12 protein-coding genes are annotated in these 22,220 nt (G+C 60.0%); 4 read left to right on the top strand and 8 right to left on the bottom strand.

Annotation, left to right across the window (positions count from 1 at the left end):
• Window positions 1–4 precede the first annotated feature (4 nt).
• A complete protein-coding gene (locus MED193_RS09100; RefSeq protein WP_302621668.1) occupies window positions 5–6,529 on the bottom strand; it encodes a type I polyketide synthase in 6,525 nt (2,174 codons plus the stop codon).
• Between the two features lie 280 nt (window positions 6,530–6,809).
• A complete protein-coding gene (locus MED193_RS09095) occupies window positions 6,810–8,273 on the bottom strand; it encodes a membrane protein (RefSeq protein ID WP_039966787.1) in 1,464 nt (487 codons plus the stop codon).
• Window positions 8,274–8,563: 290 nt separating this feature from the next.
• On the opposite strand from MED193_RS09095, the gene MED193_RS09090 reads away from it, so the two are divergent.
• A complete protein-coding gene (locus tag MED193_RS09090) occupies window positions 8,564–9,313 on the top strand; it encodes a WecB/TagA/CpsF family glycosyltransferase (protein ID WP_039966070.1) in 750 nt (249 codons plus the stop codon).
• Window positions 9,314–9,412: 99 nt separating this feature from the next.
• On the opposite strand, the gene MED193_RS09085 is transcribed toward MED193_RS09090, so the two are convergent.
• From MED193_RS09085 to MED193_RS09065, 5 genes are all read right to left on the bottom strand, one after another.
• Window positions 9,413–10,375: a glycosyltransferase family 2 protein gene (locus MED193_RS09085; protein WP_009809406.1), complete on the bottom strand. Its 963-nt coding sequence runs from the start codon at window positions 10,373–10,375 to the stop codon at window positions 9,413–9,415.
• Window positions 10,372–11,433 (bottom strand): glycosyltransferase family 2 protein, encoded by a 1,062-nt coding sequence (locus MED193_RS09080; protein ID WP_009809405.1) that lies wholly within the window; start codon window positions 11,431–11,433, stop codon window positions 10,372–10,374. The genes MED193_RS09085 and MED193_RS09080 overlap by 4 nt, the downstream gene beginning before the upstream one ends.
• A 146-nt stretch (window positions 11,434–11,579) precedes the next feature.
• On the bottom strand, window positions 11,580–15,047 hold the full coding sequence (locus MED193_RS09075) for a translocation/assembly module TamB domain-containing protein (protein ID WP_009809404.1): 3,468 nt from the start codon (window positions 15,045–15,047) through the stop codon (window positions 11,580–11,582).
• Window positions 15,047–16,846: an autotransporter assembly complex family protein gene (locus tag MED193_RS09070; protein ID WP_009809403.1), complete on the bottom strand. Its 1,800-nt coding sequence runs from the start codon at window positions 16,844–16,846 to the stop codon at window positions 15,047–15,049. Before MED193_RS09070 ends, MED193_RS09075 begins: the two co-directional genes overlap by 1 nt.
• A 181-nt stretch (window positions 16,847–17,027) precedes the next feature.
• Complete coding sequence (locus MED193_RS09065; RefSeq protein WP_009809402.1) at window positions 17,028–18,260, bottom strand: urate hydroxylase PuuD; 1,233 nt, start codon at window positions 18,258–18,260, stop codon at window positions 17,028–17,030.
• 193 nt (window positions 18,261–18,453) lie between these two features.
• On the opposite strand from MED193_RS09065, the gene MED193_RS09060 reads away from it, so the two are divergent.
• Window positions 18,454–19,398, top strand: coding sequence for a LysR family transcriptional regulator (locus tag MED193_RS09060; RefSeq protein ID WP_009809401.1), 945 nt, complete (start codon window positions 18,454–18,456; stop codon window positions 19,396–19,398).
• A 333-nt stretch (window positions 19,399–19,731) separates the two neighbouring features.
• On the opposite strand, the gene uraH is transcribed toward MED193_RS09060, so the two are convergent.
• Complete coding sequence (gene uraH, locus MED193_RS09055) at window positions 19,732–20,088, bottom strand: hydroxyisourate hydrolase (protein ID WP_009809400.1); 357 nt, start codon at window positions 20,086–20,088, stop codon at window positions 19,732–19,734.
• Between the two features lie 198 nt (window positions 20,089–20,286).
• Here uraH and puuE point away from each other — a divergent pair, with 198 nt between their 5' ends.
• Together puuE and MED193_RS09045 are read left to right on the top strand one after the other, a co-directional pair.
• On the top strand, window positions 20,287–21,705 hold the full coding sequence (gene puuE / locus MED193_RS09050; protein ID WP_009809399.1) for an allantoinase PuuE: 1,419 nt from the start codon (window positions 20,287–20,289) through the stop codon (window positions 21,703–21,705).
• Window positions 21,702–22,199, top strand: a complete 498-nt coding sequence (locus tag MED193_RS09045; RefSeq protein ID WP_009809398.1) for an ureidoglycolate lyase — start codon at window positions 21,702–21,704, stop codon at window positions 22,197–22,199. Before puuE ends, MED193_RS09045 begins: the two co-directional genes overlap by 4 nt.
• The last annotated feature ends 21 nt before the right edge of the window (window positions 22,200–22,220 follow it).

Below are 22,220 nucleotides of genomic sequence, written 5' to 3'. Positions count from 1 at the left end.
ACTGTTACTCCGCGGCTCGGGCGTAGGGCGACTGCGCCCCGGCCTGCTGTGGTGCGGACTCCGAGGAGGTCGGGGTCGGTGCAGCAGCCAGCCTTGGCTTCAGCGCCGCCGCCAGAGTAGAGACATTGGGCACCAAGACCATGCTGTCATGATCGCCGGGCACTTCGATAACCTCCAGACCGTGAGCCCAGCCTGTCCAATCATTGTCGGCAAAGACATACTCTCGCTCGGAACTCACCCAGTTGCCACCAGAGACCTTCCAATGGCGATCCAGTGGCGGGCGCAGCAGGGTCAGCGGGCCCTTCCAGGGCTGCACTGCGTAGCTCCCGACGGCTTGGCGGAAGGCCAGCTCGATCTTGCGGTTGTTGAAGGCGGGGGCCTGGCCTGTTTCCGCCGGGGGCTGACGCCGTTTGGTGATCTCCCAGAGGATGCGGTTCTTGGCCCATTCCAGCAGATAGCCGGGCCCCTTGCGGCGCAGTTCCTGCAGTTTGATCAGAACCTTGTCGATTGACTTGAGTGCCGGGCGCACCGGCAATGGGGTGTCGAGCAGAACCAATGCGGCGGTCTCTTCGCCCGCGCGGTGCAATTGTTGGGCCATCTCGTAGGCAGTGATACCACCGCCCGAAAAGCCCCCCAGCAGATAGGGGCCATGGGGTTGGACCTGTTTGATTTCTAACAGATAGTCCGTAGCGGCCTGGGCAATACTGATATGGGGGTCATCACCGCCAATCAGACCCCGCGCCTGGAGCCCATAGACTGGGCGCTCCCCGCCGAGTTCCTGGGCGAGATGGCGCAGGTTCAAAACATTGCCAAACATACCGGCGACCACAAAGACAGGCGCGGCATCGGTTCCGGGGCCGGGGTGCAGCATCACCAGATGCGTAAAGGTCGGCGGGGCAGCTTGGTCGGATTGGGATGCAGTATCTGCACTGGCGTCTTGGCTGCCCGCCCCGCGCTGGATCAGTAACCGGGCCAAAGCGGCAACGCTGGGGGCCTCAAACAGGGTCGCCAGCGGCAGATCCAGGTCATAGTGGCGTTTGATCTGCGCAAAGAGGCGCACCGCAATCAGCGAATGACCGCCCAGATCAAAGAAGCTGTCCTCCACACCGACCTGCGAAACCCCCAGCAGACTTTGGAACAGTAGGGCCAGCTGCTCTTCCACCGGATTGGAGGGCGCGACATAGTCCGTATCGAGCTGTGGCCGTTCAAAGCTCTGGCTTTCCTCCACAGCTGCGCCTGCACTGGCCTGCGCCGTCTGATCAATCAACATCGGCAGATCCAGCGAGGAGACCACGATCTGCGCGCGCCCAGTGCTAATCGCTCGGACCAGCGCCTCTGGTCCCTCAGTCGCGCGAATGCCATTGGCAATATTAAGCTGCAGGCGGCGTTCGTCTTCGGACAGCGGTTGCGGCGCAGCACTGGCCGCAAGCCCCAGCGCTTCGCTGCTGTGATCCGCAGGGTTTTGATCTGGCGTGGCTTCAAACCCAGCCGCCAGCCGGGTCATCTGGAAGCCTTTGATCTCAACCAGCACCCGACCTGTCGTGTCAGTGAGGGTGACATCAAAACTGGCGCTTTGCGCCGTGGCACCTGGGCAGAGCCGCATATGGCTGTAAATCTCTGCGGTTAAAGGTGCCAGCACCAGGATACTGTCATATCCCAGCGGGACCCAGAGGTCAGTGCCGGTATAGCCCGGCGCAAGCGAGATGGCCCAGCCAGTCGCCAAATCCATCAGACCCGGATGCAGCAGGCAACCATCGCCCTGAGCGGCCTCGGGGAGGCGCAGTTGCGCCAGGCCTTCATGGGTACCCAATGCCATTTGGTGCAGAACCTGCCAGCGGGGGCCAAAGTTAAGATGAACCTCTTGGGGCGACTGCAGGCTGTGATCGTCTGTGGCGCTTTTCACCTGCGGGCAGCGAGACGTGATAGTGGTCAGATCCAGCGCTGGTGGCGCCTTCGCACTGGGCAGCAGTGCGATGTTTGCTTCAGCGTTAAGAGCATATCCTCCGGTGTTGAGGCTGCTATGGGTGGAAAATGAGTAACCCGCATCCTGCGCAACCAGCCGCAACAGGACCTCACGCGGGGCAGATGGATCCACCACAAGGGGGCGCAGAAAGTAGAGATCTTTGATTTCAAAGGGCGCTTTGAGATCCTGCGCGGCAAGGCTCTCGGCAATCCATTCGATATAGCCCGTGCCGGGAACCAACGAGGTGCCGTCCTTGGTGCGATGCTCCTTTACCAGCCAGGACTGTTCGGTATCCAGCGCGCTGGCGAAAATCGGATTGCCAAAGGCATCAAACCCGGTCTCATCCAAAAGAGGCTGAGGGCAGCTTTGACGGGGGCTCGGCGTGGCACTGCCCTGCCGCGCGGCCATGGCTTCGGCGGCCATGCCGGTATCGGCCCAGACGCCCCAGTCAATCGCGACGACATGGGTTTGATCGCCCAGGCGGTGGGCAGCATAGGCGTTCAGATATTCATTGGCGGCGACATAGTCAATTTGCCCCGCAGGCCGTGTCACTGTCGAAGAGGAGGAAAACAACACCATCAAATCCAGGCTACCGTCTGGGAACAGATCATGCAGGACCCGCAGCCCGGTGACCTTGGGGGCCAGAACCTGCGCGATCTGGGCTTCGGATTTGGCAAGGATTGGTCCGTCGTCAATGACACCGGCTCCGTGAATCACCCCGTTGACGGCTCCAAACTCGGCTTCGGCCTGGTTTAGGGCTGCGCGCATCTCGGTGCTGTTGCAGATATCAGCGGCAAGAGGCAGCACCGCGCCAGTGCCTATCTCGTCCAATTCCTGCATGGCGCGGATCCGCTGGGCGGTGCGATTGGCAGGGCTATGCGTGGCCAGATAGCGCGACCAGTCTGTGCGCGGGGGAAGGCCCTGACGTGACACCAGGCTCACCTTGGCATCGTAGTGGCGCATCAGATGCGCTGCCGTGGCGAGGCCAATGCCGCCAAAACCACCCGTTATCAGATAGTGGCCGCCAGGTCTGAACGCGGGAAGATCCGTTACCGGCTGATTTGGGACCGTTTCTTTCGCCTGCTCCGGTAGGGAGAGGCTGCGCCAGCTCTGTTCCAGCCGCCTGTCACCCCGCCAGGCCACAACAGTATTCGCAGGTTCGGCCATGAGCTCTTCCAGCAGCTGCGATGTCAGATCGCTGGGCGCGGCACCGCGCAAAGAGGCGATAAACCCGGGTTGTTGGGGCAATTCGATATCCACCGTGGCGCAGGTGAACAGGGGGAATTCACGCGGGATGACCCCGGCCGGTCCGGCAATCATCGCTTTCTCCGGATCGGGGAGGGCTTCTGAGGCGACCTGTGTCGCACCGGTGGTGAAGACCGTCAGATGGATAGCATGATCCAGGTCCAGACTTCCCAGCTCTTGGGCCAAGCACGTCAGGGAAGCAAAGCCCATTTCTAGATTGCGGTCAAAGAAGGAGGAGCCGGGGCGGAAGGTCTCTTGCGGGCCGGTGACAAGCCAGAAATGCCCAATGCGATGGGGCAGGGCTTCGGCTTCTGCCAGATCGGCGAGCAGAGCCCCATAGCCAAACCGTCCCTGTTCAGGAGGCAGGACATAGTCGTCCTGAGAAAGTTTAGCGTAGGTATCCCCAGGGTGAACCAGGCTGACCCGATGGCCTGCTGCGCGCAGCCGGGTGGCACAGCCGATAGCCTGCCCGCAGGCGTCAGCAAAGATGAGCCAGTTCTGCGGGGCCTCCGCCAGTTCCGCCTCAACATCCAGGGGGCAATCGGCTAGGCGAGGGCGCCAGGCGGGGCGATATCCCCAGTCGTCCAGGCTGTCATGGCGCCGGGGCAGCGGTGCGTTTTCCTGGTGCTGTTGCGTACCCGGCGCGATGAAATAGCGGCTCCTTTGGAACTGGTAGCCGGGCAGGGGCAGGCGATGGCGCTTGGCCTCGCCCCAGATCTGATCCCAGTCTGCCTCGACGCCACAAGACCAAAGCCGGCCAATGACGCCAAAGAAATAGGCGTCGTCCATGATATCTTGATCTGGGTGGCGTAGGGCACTGAGCACCTGATTGGGCTCTACCGCTGGGGACATTTGCGTCAGCGCGCTAAGCGCTTTGCCGGGGCCAACCTCTAAGAACACCCGACCTGGGGTGGCAGCGAGGGTTGTGATGCAATCGGCGAACATCACTGTATTGCGCAGCTGGCCCACCCAGTAGTCCGGATCGGTAGCCTGCTCTGCAGTCAGGGGCTGGCCGGTCCGGTTGGAAATCACTGATAGCTGTGGCGCCGCCAGGTTCAGCCCGGCGAGGAAGGCGCGATACTCTGCAAGTATACCATCCAGCATGCGCGAATGCGCCGCGATATCAATCTGGATACGCTGGAAATCCACCTCTCGCGCGGCGAGCTGTGTGGCCAGAGCGTCCAGCGCGGCTTGCGGTCCAGAAACGGCTGTAAGGCTGGGGGCATTGACGCTGGCAATGTCCAGTTCTTCCCCAATCAGCGCCTGAACCTCGGCCAGTGGCAGGGCGATCGACAACATTCCGCCAGCGGGCACCTGATCAAACAGGCGTCCGCGCAGCAGCACCAGATCAATGCAGTCCTCAAAGGAAATAACCCCAGCCAAACAGGCCGCAGTGTTTTCCCCCATGGAGTGGCCCACAAGCGCCGAGGGGCGAATGCCCCAGCTGATCCAGAGCTGCGCCAGTGCATATTCAACCATCATGATCAACGGCAACTGCGCCGAGGGGCGTTGCAGCTGGGCATTGGCCGTGGCCTCCTCACCGTCCTCGGGTAGCCACAGCGCGCGGATGTCAAAGTCCAGCTGCGGTTGCAGATGCTCCAGCCCCCGGTCCATCCAATCGGCAAAGACGGGTTCGGTCTCGTAGAGATCGCGCGCCATGCCCGCATATTGCGCACCACCCCCAGGGAAGGAGAACACCACTTCTGGCGCATCGCCCAAGCACTCATGGTCAAAGACCTGGCGTGGATCCCCGGCGCGCAGCAATGCGGCAGCCTCGGCTGCGGTTTCTGCCACCAGCACCCGGCGTTTAGCAAAGCCACGGCGGCCCTGTTTCAGGGTAAAGGCGACATCTGCCAGATCCACATCTGGGTTGGCGTCCAGATAGTCCGCCAGGGCTGCACCATTGGCGTTGAGAGCGGATCTCGACTGCCCAGACAGGCACAGCACATGAAAGGGGAAATCGCTTTCTTCGGAAGGGCCGCGTTCAGGGGCCTCTTCCAGAATGGCATGGGCATTGGTGCCCCCTACCCCCAGCGCGTTGATCCCGGCGCGGCGTGGACCGCTGTGTGAGGTCCAGGGGGCGAGCTGGTCATTCACCTTGAAGGGGGAGCTGTCAAAATCGATGGCAGGATTGGGGGCCTCATAGCCCAGCGAAGGCGGGATTTCGCGATGCTTCAGCCCCAGCGAAGTTTTGACCAGACCGGCAATGCCTGCAGCTGTATCCAAATGGCCGATGTTGGTTTTCACCGAGCCGATGCGACAATAGCCGGTCTCCTCGGTGCTGTCGCGATAGGCTTCTGTCAGGGCGGAGACCTCAATCGGGTCGCCCAGATAGGTGCCGGTCCCATGGCATTCAACGTAGTCAATTGTGTCGGCAGAAATATCGGCCTCTGTCAGCGCGCTGCGAATAGCCGCAGCCTGACCGCCGACCGAAGGCGCCAGATAGCCGGCCTTGTCAGCGCCATCATTGTTGATGGCAGAGCCCTTGATTACGGCCCAGATGTGATCGCCATCGGCTTGCGCATCCTCGAGCCGACGCAGGGCAACAGCACCAGCGCCTGAGCCAAAAACAGTGCCCTGAGCGCGATGGTCAAAGGCGTGACAATGGCCATCCGGGCTAAGAATCTCGTTTTCTTTGTAAAGATACCCGCGGCCCTGCGGCATATCGATGGTCACACCACCGGCCAGGGCCATACCACATTCGCCGCTGCGCAGCGCTTTGCAGGCATAGTGTACTGCCACCAGGGAGGTGGAGCAGGCGGTTTGAATATTGACTGAGGGCCCTTTGAGATCAAAGACATGGCTGACGCGTGTGGTGAGAAAGTCCTTGTCGTTTCCGGTATGACGCAGCAGGAACATACCCACCTCATCCACCAGACCGGGATTGGAACAGATATTGAAGTAAAAATAGCTGCCCATGCCGCAGCCGGCATAGACCCCGATGGGTTCTTTCAAACTTTCAGGCGGATGGGCAGCGTTTTCCATCGCTCCCCAGGCCACTTCTAGGAACTTGCGGTGTTGCGGGTCCAGAATGGCAGCTTCTTTGGGGCTGAAGCCAAAGAACTCGGCGTCAAAATCGGCAAAGCCGTCGAGCAGGGCGGCATGGGGGACATAGTTGGGATCAGCCAGGGTGGCAGCAGAAACGCCGGCCTCGAGCAGGGCCTCGCGCTCGAGCGGCACGATGGATTCAATGCCCGCACGCAGGTTGTTCCAATAGGTCTCGACCCCTTCGGCACCCGGCACATTGACCGACATGCCAACAATGGCGATATCCCCGCTGTAATGGGGAGAGACGGAACGCTGATCTGCTGTCTTTGCCACGAAAAACACCGACCTTTACTCTCGGCAAACCTAAGATGTCTCCCCTGCCGGACTGCTCCACTGTGCCGAAAAAGCGGAGCCCGGTGCCCCAGGAGAGGCGATTGTTTATTGGGTGGTCAGGGGCGCAATCTCTGGCGGATCTGCTGGCCTTTGCCAGTTGTTCTGCCGGGCGGTTACGAATCCTTCTTACCCAAGGCGAAAATGGTTCTTCACTGCGGCAATGCTGTGAAGGCTTGATGTTGAAAACGGGTATAAAAGCGGAAACAATAAGGCATGGTTATCATATATGACGGGGTGGTTTCAGGGACAGGGGTTGCGGCATCAGGACTTGCCTGCCTTCAAACAGGGGGCGGCGTGCCTCAAACAGGCCGGGATATCGCAGCCGTTCAGCATAGCCCAGAACCGACCCAACGCAGAGCCAGGTCATCGGCACCAGGGTATCATTGAGCATCATATCCACCATGGTCGCGGCCAGGATCAGCGCGATGGGCGTTGCATAGGGGGAGATCTCCTTGGTGCCGCGGCGGTGGATCTCGATGCCCAGCAGGAAGATCGACAGCGACAACAGCCCCATCTCCGCCAGATAGCCCAGCCAGCCCAGGGTGCCAAAGACCAGGATCCAATGTCCATCCGGGATCGAGAGAATGGCGCCAGTTTCCAGCTCGCGCACCAGATTGCGACCCCAGCCGCCCCAGCCAAACCAGGGTTTTTCCGCGGCGCGGCCCAACATCATGGCTTCGTTGTCAAAACGATACCCGAGGGATTGGGCCCGCTCGGCACTGATCGCCTCGGCCTGGGCCAGGATAGCCTCGGTGGGAAACAAGTCCAGATTGCGCAGCATCGGGTAGGTGATTGCGATCGAGGCCAAAACGATGGCGACCCGAATTTGCCAGCGCGGTGAGGCTAGGGCCACCAGCGGCACAAAGCTCAAGCCATAGGCCAGCGAAGCAAAGCTTTTGCACAGCACCAGTACAACAAAGAGATAGGCCGCCGCCAAAGCGAGGTTCAGACGCCTCTTTTCCTGGGCCGCTCGTGCCAGCGCGGTGGTGGCCAGCAGGGCCGAGAACATAAACACGGCGAGCCAGAGCGAATGGGGCATAAAGACAATGGGGCGAAAGCCACCCTGGCGCATGGTCTGCGAGAAATCATGCTGGAAGAAGCCATAGATGGTGGTGTTGATCTGGGGGCTGAACCGGATCTCAAACAACGAGGGGATCGAATAAGCAAGCCCGGCAATGCAGAAGGCCAGCAGCAGTTCTTTTTGCCCCTCAGGCGAGGAAAGGTAGCGTCTCGCCAACAAGAAAGGCATCAGAATGATCACCTGATTGATCATCACCGAGCCAAGGTCGCGCCACCTGAGCCCAGGCAGCATATCGGTGATAAAGACGATCGGATCGGCATCCGCCAGAACCTCAAAAATCACTGGGTCGCCATTTGTCATTACCGTTGGAATAACCGCTAGGACAAAAAGCAGCGTTAGAACCTTAGCCAGTGGGTGGCGCGGTAAGAGTGGGACTTTTTTTCTCAACAGACCTACGCAAAGTACAAAGGCCATGATGGAAGGAATGGTGAATTTATCCATGTCCGGCACCAGTGGGAGGTCGAACTCAGCCACCGGAGGCAGGATCATATAGCCTGCCAAAATACACCACAATATGGCCCGTTCCAGCGGGAGACGCCGGAACAGCACCAGGCTGACCAGAGGCCAGAGCAGCAGCATCAAAGAGGCAAGTGCGTTAGGCATGAAATCGAAATAGTCTCCAATTGCGGCAGGGCGATGGGCATTTGATGACGGGCTGATGGCCAAGAGGGGCTTGAGCCTGCGGATTAGGCCCAAGATAAAACAGCAACCTGTGATTGTCGCGGTGGATTTCGCGCTGATCATATCCAAAAGGATAGGACGGGAAGAGCGAAAGGCCATATTCAGCCAGTTCTGCTAGAGTGACTTGAGCCAAAGCCTTTTGCGCGGTATTTGCGCAGCGCTGCTTGGAAAATGGCCGCTCGCGGTTTTGGGCTCAGCGCAGGAGTGAACAGGTGTTTTTTGAATTTCAAGGCCAGCGGATCACAGTGAACGTACCGACGCGCGCCGCGTTGGAGAGCGAGGTTCTGCGCCGGTTCGCTGAGGGGGAAGGCTTCTCATTGGCGACGGTGAACCTGGATCACCTGGTCAAACTGGCCCAGTCAGCTGATTTCCTGGATGCCTACCTGGGGCAGGATTTGGTGGTGGCGGATGGGCGGCCAATTGTCTGGCTTTCGCAACTGGCAAACCGACCGGTTGAGCTGATGCCAGGCTCCGATATGGTGCTGCCGCTCTGCCGTCTGGCCGCGGCCGCCGGGGTGCCCGTGGCCTTGGTGGGCAGCACCGACGTGGCCCTCAAGGATGCCAAGGCTCATCTGGAAGCTCAGGTGCCAGCTCTGGATCTGGCCTGGTGCTATGCGCCCTCCGGGGTGTTTGACCCGCAGGGAGACGAAGCGGGGGAGATCCTTGGTACTTTGAACAGCAAAGGCATCCGGCTTTGCTTTCTAGCCCTGGGCGCACCCAAGCAAGAGAGCCTGGCCCATCGTGGTCGCAGTGCAGCGCCGCTGGTTGGCTTTGCTTCGGTCGGCGCGGGGCTGGATTTCCTGGGCGGCCATCAGACCCGCGCGCCCCACTGGGTGCGTCAGATCGCTATGGAATGGCTCTGGCGCGCCTTGAGCAGCCCGGCACGAATGGTGCCGCGCTATGCCAAGTGCTTTGCCATTCTTCCTGGCCAGATATGGAAAGCGCTGCGCAACCGGTCCTGAGACCTGCCCCTGGCGGCTCTAGCCACCGGCGCCGGCACTGAAGCGCCATATTCCACGGCTTGTATAGAAAGCAGACCGAAAGAACGCGCCGCAAACGGCCTATTTATACTCAATAATTTTGCGATTTCTGCCGCGTAGTTGGTTCCAGCCGAACTCCAGAACGCCCGTGCATTCGGCAAATTTCCCAAGCAAGGAAAACCAGGCAGGGCGCAGCCCCATGCGTGCTGTCAGGCGCAACAACTGTAGGGGGTAAATCGCTGCTGCCAGCCCCATCCAGGGCGTGATCACCAGCATTGAAAGCAGCACAAATAGTGGCAAAACCCCGCCCCAAATCAGCGCACGCCGGGTTTCGGACACCCAATGGCGTTCAGGTGGGGCCCCGTGCAGGGCTGCGCCCTGGGCAAAGGCATAGCCAGCGCGGCGGCTACGTTTCCACCATTGGCCAAAACGGGTCATTTGGGCGTCATGCAGGGTCATCTCCGCCTCAATCCGCCAGATTTTCCAACCTTTTTGGCGCAGACGCAGGCACATTTCAGGCTCTTCGCCTGCGATCAGGTCAGCCCGATAGCCCTTTACCGCACGCAAAGCCTCCAGTCGCATCAGCGCGTCCCCGCCGCAGGCCTTGGCCTCGCCGATGGGCGTGTCCCATTCCGTATCACAGAGCTGATTATAGAGGGAGGCCGCGGGGAAGCGCTCGCGGCGACGTCCGCAGACCACGGCCACCTTTGGGTGCTGTTGCAGGAACTGCGCGGCCAGGGGAATCCAGCCCGCGTCAACTTCGCAATCGCCATCAACAAATTGCACAAACCCGTCTTCCTGATGCAGGCGTTGCAACCCCGCATTGCGGGCGCGGGCGGCAGTGAACGGCCGCGTCATATCAAGATCTACCAGCTCAACCCCCAGGGCCCGCGCCGCTTCTGGTGATCCATCGGTTGAGCCACTGTCCACATAGATAAGGCGCGAGACCTGAGGGGCCAGAGAGGCCAGGCAGGTAAGCAGGCGGGGGCCTTCATTGCGGCCAATCACCACGGCATTTATCCTTGGGGCGCTTTGCTTAGTCATTTCGCCTCCTTGCTGTGATCCGCCAGATAGGAGCTATAGGCGGGATCGCTCAGCAGGAAACCCTGCTGCTGCAGCGCCCTTATCCCAGGGAAATGCTGTGCCTGTGGGGACCACAGGCTTAGGTCCGGGGTCTGGGCCAGAATCGACAGGCGCTGGCGGTCTTCGCCATGGGCAATTGAGGCCGCCGCCACCGAAGCCTGATCCCGCGCCAGGGCATCATTGGCAAATTTGTAATGCTTGATCAGTGCGGACATGGGCGCCAGATTTAGTCCAGTCGAGGCATGGGGATGGTTGGCAGGTACCACTCCGGAACCGACAAAGATCAAAGGGTGTTTGCTGAGGCAGCAGTTCTCGCCGAAGACCTTGCCGCGAATTCCCCCGAACAGCACCTGTGGACTGGGCTGCGTTGTCGTGTTTTGCCGCAGGAAATAACCCAGCCCAGAGCCGGGACTGGTGTAATCATGGGCCGTTACAGAACTTATGTCGCACTGGTCGAACTGTTCCAGTGCCTGGCTATAGGGCAGCGCAGCAGTGTCACGCAAAGGAGCCTTTGGGAACATCTCCAGCATCTGAGCCATCAACCCAGTATAGCCACGCGTCCCAAGGTAACGGGTCAACCCTTCGAGGCCTATCTGCGCACTGCCTTCAAAATCAAAAATCTCATCCATATCCGCGATGAGACACCAGCGATCTGCCGCATAGCGGTTGGCGGCATAGCTGCGAAAATCGTTTTCATAATCCCCCCAGGGCAGAGTCGATTGTAGGATGCTGACGCCCGGTTGCTGGCGTAACCTGTCCAGGGTGTCATCGTGTGAACCATTGTCGAGAAAGACAAAATGCGCGACACCGAGGCGGCGATAATGGTCAAAAAAACAATCCAGATAGTAGCCACCATCACGCACCAGAGCGACCAGGACCACCTCATCTGGGCTGGCTATGCGGTGTTTGGGTCCGTGGAGATGACGCAGCGAAGCGTGAAACCGGGCGCGGTGCAGCACGGAGGTGAGGCGTTTCTTGATCTGGGCAGTCAGGCGCTGCTGCTGCGGGTGGTCATTCATACGGTCTGTCCAGCTTTCGAGTCTACCGCTTAGGGTAAGCGGCTGCTGCGGATAGGAAAAGCATTTGCTGAATTAGCCAGGACATGTGTCGAAATTACGCCGCAGAGGCGGAGAGCTGGGGGCGCAGAGCTAGCGGGGAGGGAAAATCAGTAGTCGCGTTTGAAAAACAGACCAAAGCCGCTTTCGCCCTGGCTGTCGACTGTTCCGGTCACGGTCACGGAATCAGTGAGGTCGACATTGATGCTCAGCTCGCTCTCGCCTTTGGTATTTACGTTGAAATCCGTATAGGCCTTCTCTCCGATGTAGCCCCCAAGCCCCAATAGCCCCGAGCCAAGACTGTCGAGGCCCACCTCTGCGTTATCGGCGCCGGTTGCATTGCGCAGGCGGCTTTGATCGCCCAGGCCCCGCCCACTAAGATCCAGCGCGGACTTGGCCAGGCGGGCTAAGGCCAGCGGGGAGAGGTCGTCGATATTGTCACCAAACAGGAGCAGGGCCAGAGCCTCTTCACTGGGGCGTGGAGGGTCAGAGCTGACCTTGATCTGTGGGGCATCTACGTTACCTTCGATTTCAAGGGTGGCCGTCCCGGTTGCGGTAGCGGCAGAAGAGCGGAACTCAAGATAGGGTTTCAGATCGCCCAGCAGGGTGATGCGGCCCTCGTCCAGTTCCAGTCGCCGTCCCAGGATGTCAAATGTACCCCGTTTGAGGCTGATTTGCCCGGAAGGCGCCAGTGCCGCAGTGCTGCCGCGCAGATGGATGCGGCCGCCCAGTTCGGCATTCAGCCCACGGCCGCGCGCAAAGATACGGTCTGGGGCGTCGATCAACAGATCCAAGCCGATCTTGGAGCTGGAGCCGCCGCTGGCCACAGTCTGGGTCAGACCGGCACGGCTGCGGGTTTGCCGCACGGGGCCCGACTCGCCAATGTGGAGGATCGGCGGGATCGGCGCGGCAGAAATCGCCCCACCTGCAGTGTTGAGGTTGATGTTGCTCTCGCCCACATCAATCCGTCCGCTGAGGCGACTATTACCGGCCAGCGGACCGGTAAAGCTGAGATCGCCGTTTAACAGGGTTTCATAGCTTAGGTGGTCGGTGACGGTGATATCCTTGATGCCTATTTTGAGCGCCCCATCAAAAGGGGCACTGAGCGCAACCGGGCCGGAGAGGCGCAGCTGGCCGCCGTCGCGCGGGCGCGCAGTAAGCTCAATCTGTGCGCGGGCCTCCTGTAAGGTGGCGGTGGCGGAGATATCCTCGATCCGCTGGGCGGCTGCGGGCAGCGCCAGAGCTGCACCGTTGGTGGTGATGCTGCCATTGATCGCCTGCAAGGAGGGGGCGCCTTTGAGGGCAAGATCAAAGCGGGCAGTGCCTTTCAGCAGGTTTGGCGTGATAAAGGGATTGGCGCCTTCTAAGCGCAGCTGACCCTTGGCGGTCATATCCGCCAGACCGCTGGTCTCGTCAAAACTGCCAGCAAGTCTCGCTTCCGCACCTGAGGGGGCTTTGGCATCACTGCTGATCTGCCAGCGCCCATTTCGGCGCTGTGCTGTACCCAGTGCAGTCAATTTCCCTGGCAACTCGGGCACAAAGCGCTGCACTTCAGCCAATGTGGCCTCAAAGGTGAGATCTGCGGCACCACCCAATTGGGCGCTGCCAGCGACCTGAGCAAAGGAGGCATGTGGGCCTTTGAGCTGTAGCTGCCCTGTCACCTTGTCGCCTGCGCGCGAGATATCGCCTTCCAGCGTCAAAGCGCCAGACACCTGTGGAACCAACAGGTTGAGCTCTTTCAGGTTCGCCCGCAGACTCAACTGTCCGGCGCGGCTGTTCAAGGTGCCGCTGGCCTCGGCAGAAATTTGGCCGCCGCGCAGTTCAAATTTCTCGATGTTCACCCCATTGGCCCCACGTGCCCCTTTGAAGGTCAGCGCGAGAGTGCCCTCGGTCAACTCATCAACGATGGAGATCCCAGCAGAAACACCTTGCCCCTGAAGTGCGAGCTCTGCGTCAAAAGCGCCTGAAAGCGGTGTGATCGACCCGGTGAGTTGGCTTTGGGCTGCCCCGGATAGGGGCTGGCCGCTCAGGGCGGAGAACCGCTGCAAATTCCCGGCGCCGATGCGCAGATCTGCTGTGACCTTTAGCCCGCTGTCGAGTCCCTCAAACCCTAGATCGCCGCTGGCCTGATAGTCTTCCCCCTGCAGCAGCAGGTTTTGCAAGGAGAAGGCTGATGCTTCCCCTTGGGTGGTGAGATCGCTGCTTAGGGAAATCTCGCTACCAACCGCCTCTGCAAGGTCAGGATTGCGCAGTTTCACACCTTGAAGTTTGGCGGTAAAGGCTCCGTCCAACCATTGTGCCCCAGTGTTGTCGGGCCCCAGTAGGCCCTCGGCTGTGATGACACCGGTTTCAATCAGCGCCTCAGGATGGCTGAGCTGGCGTAGGTCAGCGTGCACGGTCCAAGGGCCATCACTGGTTTTTTGCGCCGAAATTTCAGTGCCAGCCAATGTGGTATCTGCGCCAGGTAAGGGCAGGATTACTGCAGCTTGACCTTCTGGGGGGGTGATGGCAGCACGGATATTGGCGGTGTCCAGTTGACCCGCGGGGGTTAAAGCCAGCGCTCCGGTTAGGCGCAGGGCCTGGCTGCGCAGGGCAAAACTGTCCAGCACGAACCCGGCCTCAGCCGTAGTACTGCCCCGCAGGGTCATTTTGAGGTCAGGCCCAAAGAAGGGGCGGTAGTCCGGCAGCAGTAATGCGTCGATATCGCCGCCAAGGTCTGCGCTGAACCCAATGCCCGTGTCTGCGTCCACAGGTGTTTGGCCTTGAGGAGGGGCGCTCTGTACGGGGGCAGAAAGCGCAGTCAGTTCAACCCGGCCTGACAGCCTTTGATCGCCGTTGGAGGCAAGGGCCATCTGGGCGGTAAAATCCTCTACCGGGCCGGTGCCCGCGACTGTCAGCTCGAGGCTGGGGGCGGCAGGCAGGGCCAGCGCGGTGGAGATCAGACCACCGGCTGCCTCTTGGAGGGCCAGATCCAGGGTGATCTGGCGGTTTTCATTGGCGTATCCGGCCGTCAGCTCCAGGCGATCACCGGGCCTGTCCAGCCGGTCCACTTTGAGTTGGGTTGCCAGGCTGCCCTCCGCCAGTTTCAGATCCCCTTGCAGGTTTAATGTGGCGGCAAAGCCCAAAAGCGACTCATCCAGATGGATACGGGCAACGCTGATCTCGCCCAGCGCCACCGAGACCGGCAACTCCGGCAATTGAAATGGCGTGGCCTCGGGGAGGGGCAGGCTGGGATCCGCAGGCAAGGGCTCGGGCTGTCGCAACAGAGTGATTTCGGCAGCCTTCAGGTGATTGATCGACAAATTGCCGCGCAGTAGCGCCAACCGGTTCCAGTCCAGTTCAGCGCCGCGCAGCTGTAGCCAGACGCCACTTGCATCAGCCACAGTGATCTGGTCGATCTGGGCCTGGGAAGAGAAGGCACCAGAAAGGCCCGTTACCGTGATGAACTGGTTCTCTGCCGAGAGTGTCTCTTCAAGGAAACTTTCGAGGTAACTCGGTTCCTGAACATCTTCCTGTGCAAGCACTGGAAGCCCGGAACAGGCCAGCACAGTGGCCAGGACAGCAGATCGAGACTTCATCAAAACGCCTGTCCTATGCCGATGTAAAACTGCAATCCATCCTCAGTACCACCATCCACCGGATAGGCAAAATCCACCCGCAGCGGCCCAATCCCGGCGACGTCATAGCGCAGACCAAACCCAGCACCTGAATGGCTCTGGGATCGGCTGGAGACAAAGGCATCGCTATCCACATATCCGATGTCGAAAAAGCCAACCAAAGAGAGCTTATCTGTAATCTTGCCGCGCAGCTCTCCTGAGAGCGCCAGATAGCCGCGCCCGCCAGCGGAGTTGCTGCCCACTGGAATGCCCAGGGATTGGTATTCATGTCCTCGCACAGATCCAGCACCCCCAGAGAAAAACAGCATCGTAGGGGCCGTGTTGCTGAGAGAGGGACCGATGACCGATCCCAATTGGGCCCGGCCGGCAAGAACCAGGCGATCACTGCCGCCTAAACCATGATAAATCCGTCCGTCCAGTTTGACTTGTAGCCCGTCATCGGTGTTGTCCAACCCCAGAAAGGGAGACACACGGGCGTTGAGGAAATAGCCTTGGGTGGCATCGACCCGGCTGTTGCGTTTGTCGTATTCGGCCCGCAAGACACCTGCGATATATTTGAAACGCCGTTTGCCAAAGGCGTCCGTTGCCAGGATTGAGTTAAAGCCGATGCCCGCTTCTGCAAACAGATGTTCAGAATAGACCCGCCGCACACCGATACCACCCAGCCCCTGAGTAGCGGTGTAGTGTTCTTCGTCCAGCCGTTCGGCCTCAACCATGTAAAACAGATTGTCGTCGGGCCCCAGGGTCGCGGGTTGATCCAGGCGCAACGCGATGCGGCCGTCAAGGTCATTGCTGCTGCCCAGCCCGCTGAGCCGGGTTTCAAAGCGCAGTTTTTCGGCGCCACCAAACAGATTGCGATGCATCCAGGTGGCGGTAAGCTCCACCCCGTCAGACGAACTGAGTTCGGCGCCAAAGGTCAAACGTCGCGGCGGCATATCTTCGACTCTGACAATGTAATCCAGAGTTCCGTCCGGATTGGACTGCTCCTTGGCGCCTAGCGTGACCGTGGAAAAAGCCCCAGTGCGGCGCAGGCGGGTGGCGGATTTGGACAACAGATCAGGGTGGTAGATCTCACCCGTTGGTAGGCCTGCGATGCGTTGCACCGCCTCGGCGCGTACGGCACTGGGAGTTTCCAGTTGAAGAGTGCCAAAGCGCAGCTGTGCCCCAGGGGCCATGGTCAGCCGGGCATCCAGCGTATTGTTGCGATGGTTGGCGGTGATGGCCTGCCCTGCCAGCCGGGCCTTAGGGTAGCCCGCGCGCCGCCAGGCCAGCAGCCCGGCCGCCCCGGCATCGCGCAGCACCCCGGTTGTGGCTGGTTGCCCCGCGACAAAGCCCTCGGGGCGTTCAACGTCGCTATGGGGCGGCCAGGGCGTAACTTCGGCACGGGTAAAGCGGAAGCTGGGGCCAGGAACAACGGTGATCCGCACCTGATTTATCTGGCGCGGTGCATTGAGCGGCTGAATACTCGCCGCCTCTTGCCCATCGAGACGAATATTCACCTGCGGCGCAAAATGCCCTGCATCATAGAGAACCTGCACCAATGTTCTGTAATCCGACAGAGCGGCAGCCAGCAATTCCTGCGCGTCAACTTGTTGTCCTGCCGCCAGCACACTGGAGGCACCGCGCAGGCGCTCGGACAAGCTCTCGGGACCACCGGGAACGAACAGTGCGGTCTCTGCGGAATGGCCAGAACCAGGCAGCATTGCCCCGGTTAAACTCAGGCAAAACACCACTGCACGCAGGGGGGATCTGAAAAACATGGGCACTCCGGGCAGCGTGCAGAAATCGGGCGCAGATTGGCTGTCCCGATCACATGGCTGCAGGCAGAACAGCCTCTTGGGACGTCGCTGTGACCCTAGCACAGAGCGGCGCGAGGTAAAGTGGCCTCAAGGAGGATTTGAGCGCAGTTGTCCCGATCGGGCAGGAAGCCGCGCAGCCAGGCTACATCTGAGCGTTTTTGAACCAGCGGCGGATTGCGGCGCGATCCTCGGGCTCCATAAAGGTGACATTTGCAGGGGGCATGGCATCCGTCAGGCCTGCATGCAGGAACACTGCTTCGGCCTGACGGGCCAGATCGCTTTCGGTTTCCAGCAACACAGCCTTGGGGGCTGTGCGGATGCCATCCCAGAAGGGCTCTCGGGCATGGCACATGCTGCAGCGCCCCAGAACGATTTCATGTACCTCTTCGAAACCCTCGGCCTGGGCCATGATCAAGGCCGTGCCGGTGAGTGCGGCACTGTCCTCATCAGCCTCGCCATCCTGTTCCAGACCCAGGGTCGAGAGAGAAATCACGCCAAGGAACAACAACGCGGTGGCCAGCCAGGTCCAGGTTGGATTACCGGTGCCCGCATGTTTGGTATTGAAATAATGCCGGATGGTGACGCCCATCAGAAACACCAGTGCAGCGATCAACCAGTTGTATTCAGAGGCAAAGGCCAGCGGGTAGTGGTTCGACAGCATCAAAAAGATCACCGGCAGAGTGAGGTAGTTGTTATGGGTCGAGCGGAGCTTGGCGATCTTGCCGTATTTTGCGTCCGGGGTCCGCCCGGCTTGCAGATCCGCCACCACGATGCGCTGGTTCGGCATGATGATGAAAAACACGTTTGCGGTCATGATAGTTGCGGTAAATGCGCCCAGGTGCAGCATCATGGCGCGGCCGGTAAAGACCTGGTTTAGCCCATATCCCATGGCGACCAGCAGGCAAAACAACAACACCATCAACAGGGTGGGCCGCGCCGCCAGGCCGGATTTGCATAGGCGATCATAGATCAACCAGCCGATAGAGAGGGAGGCGGCGGAAATGGCGATGCCTTGCCAAAGGGTGAGCTCGGCCTTGGTCTGGTCTATCAGGTACAGTTCCCCACCGACCCAATAGACCACCATCAACAGGGCAAAGCCCGAGAGCCAAGTGGTGTAGCTTTCCCATTTGAACCAGATCAGATGTTCGGGCATCTCGGCTGGGGCCACCAAATATTTGCGGATGTGATAAAAGCCGCCGCCGTGCACCTGCCACTCTTCCCCATGGGCGCCAAGAGGCAGGTTCGGGGCTTTGCGCAGCCCCAGATCCAGAGCGATGAAATAGAAGGAGGAGCCAATCCAAGCCATGGCGGTGATCACATGCAGCCAGCGAATGGCAAAGCCGAGCCAATCCCACATCATTAGAATCTCATACATGCCGTGCCCTCATATCGTCTGTGTGGTGTCGTCGTGGTATTGTGCTGCGATTTGGACGGGTTTGCCCAGGAGTTCCTGACAGTTTCCCCCGTGGCCACCCTAGGCAAACGCTTCTTTATTCGGTATTCCAGTAAACTTCCAAACTGTATCAAAAAAACAAGAAGAATGCTGCGAGGCGACCCAGGGGGGGCTGATGTCTTATCTCGACAATATCCGAACATTTGTTCGGGTTTATGAATTGGGCTCTATGTCGGCGGCGGGGCGGGATCTTCGGGTCTCTCCGGCGGTGACCTCGGCACGGATTTCGCAGCTGGAGGATTACCTCGGGGTGCGCCTGTTCCAGCGCACCACCCGCAACCTGACCGCAACTGAGCAGGGGCAGGCGTTTTATTCTGGCGCGGTTTCGGTGCTGGAGGCGGTGGATCAGGCCGAGGCGCAGGTGATGCACCTGACGGACACACCGCGCGGCACCCTGTTCGTGGCCGCACCTTTGGGGGTGGGCCGACGTCTGGTCGCGCCCGACGTTCCATCGTTTCTGGCCGACTACCCGCAGATCAACATCCGGCTTAGACTGTCGGACCGTACAGTGGATTTAACCACCGAGGGCTTGGATCTGGCGTTTTTTCTCGGTCAGCCTGCAGATAGCAACCTGCGCATTCGCAAAATTGCCGAGTGTCAGCGGGTGCTCTGCGCTGCGCCGGATTACATTTCCCGCCATGGTGCACCCGCTTGCGGCGAGGATTTGGTGAATGGGGCGCATAACTGCCTGAACCTGCGTTATCCCGGTGCCAGCGAGTTCCAGTGGATGTTACAAAGTGAGCAGGGGCCAAAGCGCTATGCGGTTTCTGGGCGCTATGAATGCGACGACGGTGATGTGCTCACGGATTGGGCCTTGGCTGGGGAGGGCATCGCGCTGAAACCGGTGTTTGAAGTGGCGGAGCATCTCACCTCTGGGGCATTGGTTGCAGTGGCGCAGCAGACACCACCGGTGCCGGTCCAGATGGCCTGTCTGTATACCCATCGTCGGCACCAGGACCCAAAAACGCGATTGTTTATGGATTTCATGACCCAGCGTATGGGGGCTTCGGTGCGTGCGGCGGAAACTCTGGTCGGATCTTTGGCCACAACAGAGACCTGAGTATTTCAGTTTAAAAGGAGGGGGCTCCCGCCCCCGAAACAGGCCCTGGCGGGCCTGCCCCGGCCTTGGGCCCGGCACCGCTGTCGCGGTGCGGTTGCGCCGCCTAGGAGCGGTGGCTTTAAGGGCAGGCGGCGGGCGGAGACAGGAAAGATGAACTGCTGAGAAGCGCTTCAGGAGGTTTTCTGCCTCCTGAAGACGCCCTGTCGATTGTATCGGTGATTGCCCCGCCTCAAGGGCAAGCCGGGCTGCGCCCGGCGGCTTTGCCGCCCTTGACCCGGCTCAATCCCCGCTGGTGGGGAGGTTGGCGGAAGCGGAGAGGGCCTTGAGATAAGGTCAGCTGCCGCGATAGGTGGAATACCCATAGGGAGAGAGCAGCAGCGGTACGTGGTAATGGGCCGTGGCGTCATTGATGCCAAAGCGGATGGGCACCTGATCGAGAAACAGCGGCTCCCTTGCGGCCTGCCCAGTGGCCCGGAGGTAGGTGCCAGCCTCAAAGACCAGTTCGTAGCTGCCTGTGGCGAACTCTGCCTGAGGCAGGATAGGGCTATCGGTGCGCCCATCTGCATTGGTGGTCATCTGAGCTAATTTGTGGCGAGTCTCACCTTCGAGGCGGTAGAGTGTGATGGGCAGGTTGGCAGCAGGGCTGCCTAGGGCGGTGTCCAGAACATGGGTGGTCAGATATCCGGTCATTTTAGCGGCGCTCCCTCAGATGTGTGCTGCATTTTCCTGCATGACTATGGATTTTGCTGCAAACATCCGTGCTTTGACAGTGCATTCGGGAATATTTGAAAAAGAAGCCGCGTCTTTTACAATAGCAAGAGAGAATAGGCCGTTTTTGCAGCTTTGATCAGAGGCAGCGGCTGGGAGACCAGGAAAGAGACACAAGGCATGAACAGATATCCGCGCAATATGATTGGCTACGGGGCGCAGGCACCGGATGCCGCCTGGCCGGGAGGCGCGCGCGTCGCAGTGCAATTCGTGCTGAACTATGAAGAGGGCGGTGAGAACTGCACCCTGCATGGCGATGCTGGGTCTGAGGCCTTCTTGTCTGATATTGCCGGCGCCGCGCCCTGGGAAGGGCAGCGGCATTGGAATATGGAATCGATCTATGAATATGGTGCGCGGGCGGGGTTCTGGCGGCTGCACGACATGTTTACCTCAGCCGGTATTGCGCTGACAATTTATGGCGTTGCTACCGCCCTTGCACGCTCGCCTGATCAGGTCGCGGCGATGAAGGCGGCGGGTTGGGAAATTGCCAGCCATGGGCTGAAATGGGTTGAGCACAAGGACATGGCCGAAGCGGAAGAGCGCGCTGCCATTGCTGAGGCCGTGCGTCTGCATACAGAGGTTGTGGGTGAACGTCCCAGAGGCTGGTACACTGGCCGCTGCAGCAGCAATACCGTTCGCCTGGTGGCAGAGGAGGGTGGTTTTGACTATGTGTCAGACACCTATGATGATGATCTGCCCTATTGGCTGGAGGTCGGAGAGCGCGACCAACTGGTGATCCCCTATACGCTGGAGGCCAATGACATGCGCTTTGCCACAGCGCCCGGCTATATCACCGGCGAGCAGTTCTTTCAGTATCTGAAAGACGCCTTTGATTTGCTTTATGCCGAAGGAGAGGCGGGCAGGCCCAAGATGATGAACATCGGTTTGCATTGCCGTCTGATCGGACGCCCTGGCAAGGCGGCGGGGCTGAAGAAGTTCTTGGAGTATATCCAGGGCTTTGATCATGTTTGGTGTCCGCGCCGCATCGATATTGCCGACCACTGGGTCAAGCAGCATCCGCACCAGCGCCGGGAGCGTGCCAGCCAGATGGAGCGCGGGCGTTTTGTCGAGGTTTTTGGGGGTATCTTTGAGCATTCTCCCTGGATTGCCGAACGTGCTCATGGGTTGGAATTGGGACCGGCCCATGACACCGCAGGGGGTGTGCATAGTGCGCTGTGTCGTATGTTCCGCTCCGCCAGCGAGGAGGAACGCCTTGGCGTTTTGACCGCCCACCCGGATCTGGCGGGCAAATTGGCTGCGGCCAAGCGGTTGACGGCAGAAAGCACATCAGAGCAGGCCAGTGCGGGCCTAAATGCGCTGACAGATGCGGAACGGGCGCGGTTTAGCGAACTCAACAGCGCCTACGTGGAAAAGCACGGTTTCCCCTTTATCATAGCAGTGCGCGACTATGATAAGGCGTCGATCCTGGCGGCCTTTGAGCGCCGTATCGGCAATGACCGCGTGGTGGAATTTGCCGAGGCTTGCAACCAGGTGGAACGCATAGCTGAACTCCGCCTGCGCGATCTGGTGCCCGCATGAGCGCCTCTGAGAACCGGATCCTGATTCAGCCGATGAGCGCTGAGAGTTTTGCGTCTTTTGGCGATCTCTTGGATGACTCCGGCCAGCCGGACAAGATCATCAATCAAGGGCTCTGTGGTCGATACCATGACCGGGCGCAGATGGAGTTTTTTGAAGGCCGGGCGGGATTGAGCCTGTTCAATGCCGAGCCCCGCGCTTTGCCGATGCCGCTGGCGATGATGGAGCGCCACCCCGAGGGCAGTCAGGCTTTCATCCCGATGAGCGAACATGGGTTCTTGGTCATCGTCGCTCCGGATGAGGGTGGCAAGCCGGGACTGCCACTGGCCTTTGAAACCCAGCCGGGGCAGGCGGTGAATTTTCATCGTGGCACCTGGCATGGGGTGCTCACGCCTTTGCAGGCGCCAGGGCTGTTTGCGGTCGTGGACCGGATCGGTGCAGGCGACAATTTGCAGGAGTATTGGTTCGAGACGCCATTTGTGGTGGCGCGACCCTGACACTGACGAGAGTGACACTGA

Source organism: Roseobacter sp. MED193 (genome assembly GCF_000152965.1).
In the GTDB taxonomy this organism is placed as follows: domain Bacteria; phylum Pseudomonadota; class Alphaproteobacteria; order Rhodobacterales; family Rhodobacteraceae; genus Pseudophaeobacter.
The sequence above is the reverse complement of the archived record's forward strand: the minus strand, read 5'-3'. Positions and strand labels throughout refer to the sequence as shown.

Coding starts and splice junctions, on each gene's coding strand:
- MED193_RS09095 (WP_039966787.1), bottom strand. CDS start 8,273: ATGCCTAACGCACTTGCCTCTTTGATGCTGCTGCTCTGGCCTCTGGTC.
- MED193_RS09085 (WP_009809406.1), bottom strand. CDS start 10,375: ATGACTAAGCAAAGCGCCCCAAGGATAAATGCCGTGGTGATTGGCCGC.
- MED193_RS09080 (WP_009809405.1), bottom strand. CDS start 11,433: ATGAATGACCACCCGCAGCAGCAGCGCCTGACTGCCCAGATCAAGAAA.
- MED193_RS09075 (WP_009809404.1), bottom strand. CDS start 15,047: ATGAAGTCTCGATCTGCTGTCCTGGCCACTGTGCTGGCCTGTTCCGGG.
- MED193_RS09070 (WP_009809403.1), bottom strand. CDS start 16,846: ATGTTTTTCAGATCCCCCCTGCGTGCAGTGGTGTTTTGCCTGAGTTTA.
- MED193_RS09065 (WP_009809402.1), bottom strand. CDS start 18,260: ATGTATGAGATTCTAATGATGTGGGATTGGCTCGGCTTTGCCATTCGC.
- MED193_RS09060 (WP_009809401.1), top strand. CDS start 18,454: ATGTCTTATCTCGACAATATCCGAACATTTGTTCGGGTTTATGAATTG.
- uraH (WP_009809400.1), bottom strand. CDS start 20,088: ATGACCGGATATCTGACCACCCATGTTCTGGACACCGCCCTAGGCAGC.
- puuE (WP_009809399.1), top strand. CDS start 20,287: ATGAACAGATATCCGCGCAATATGATTGGCTACGGGGCGCAGGCACCG.
- MED193_RS09045 (WP_009809398.1), top strand. CDS start 21,702: ATGAGCGCCTCTGAGAACCGGATCCTGATTCAGCCGATGAGCGCTGAG.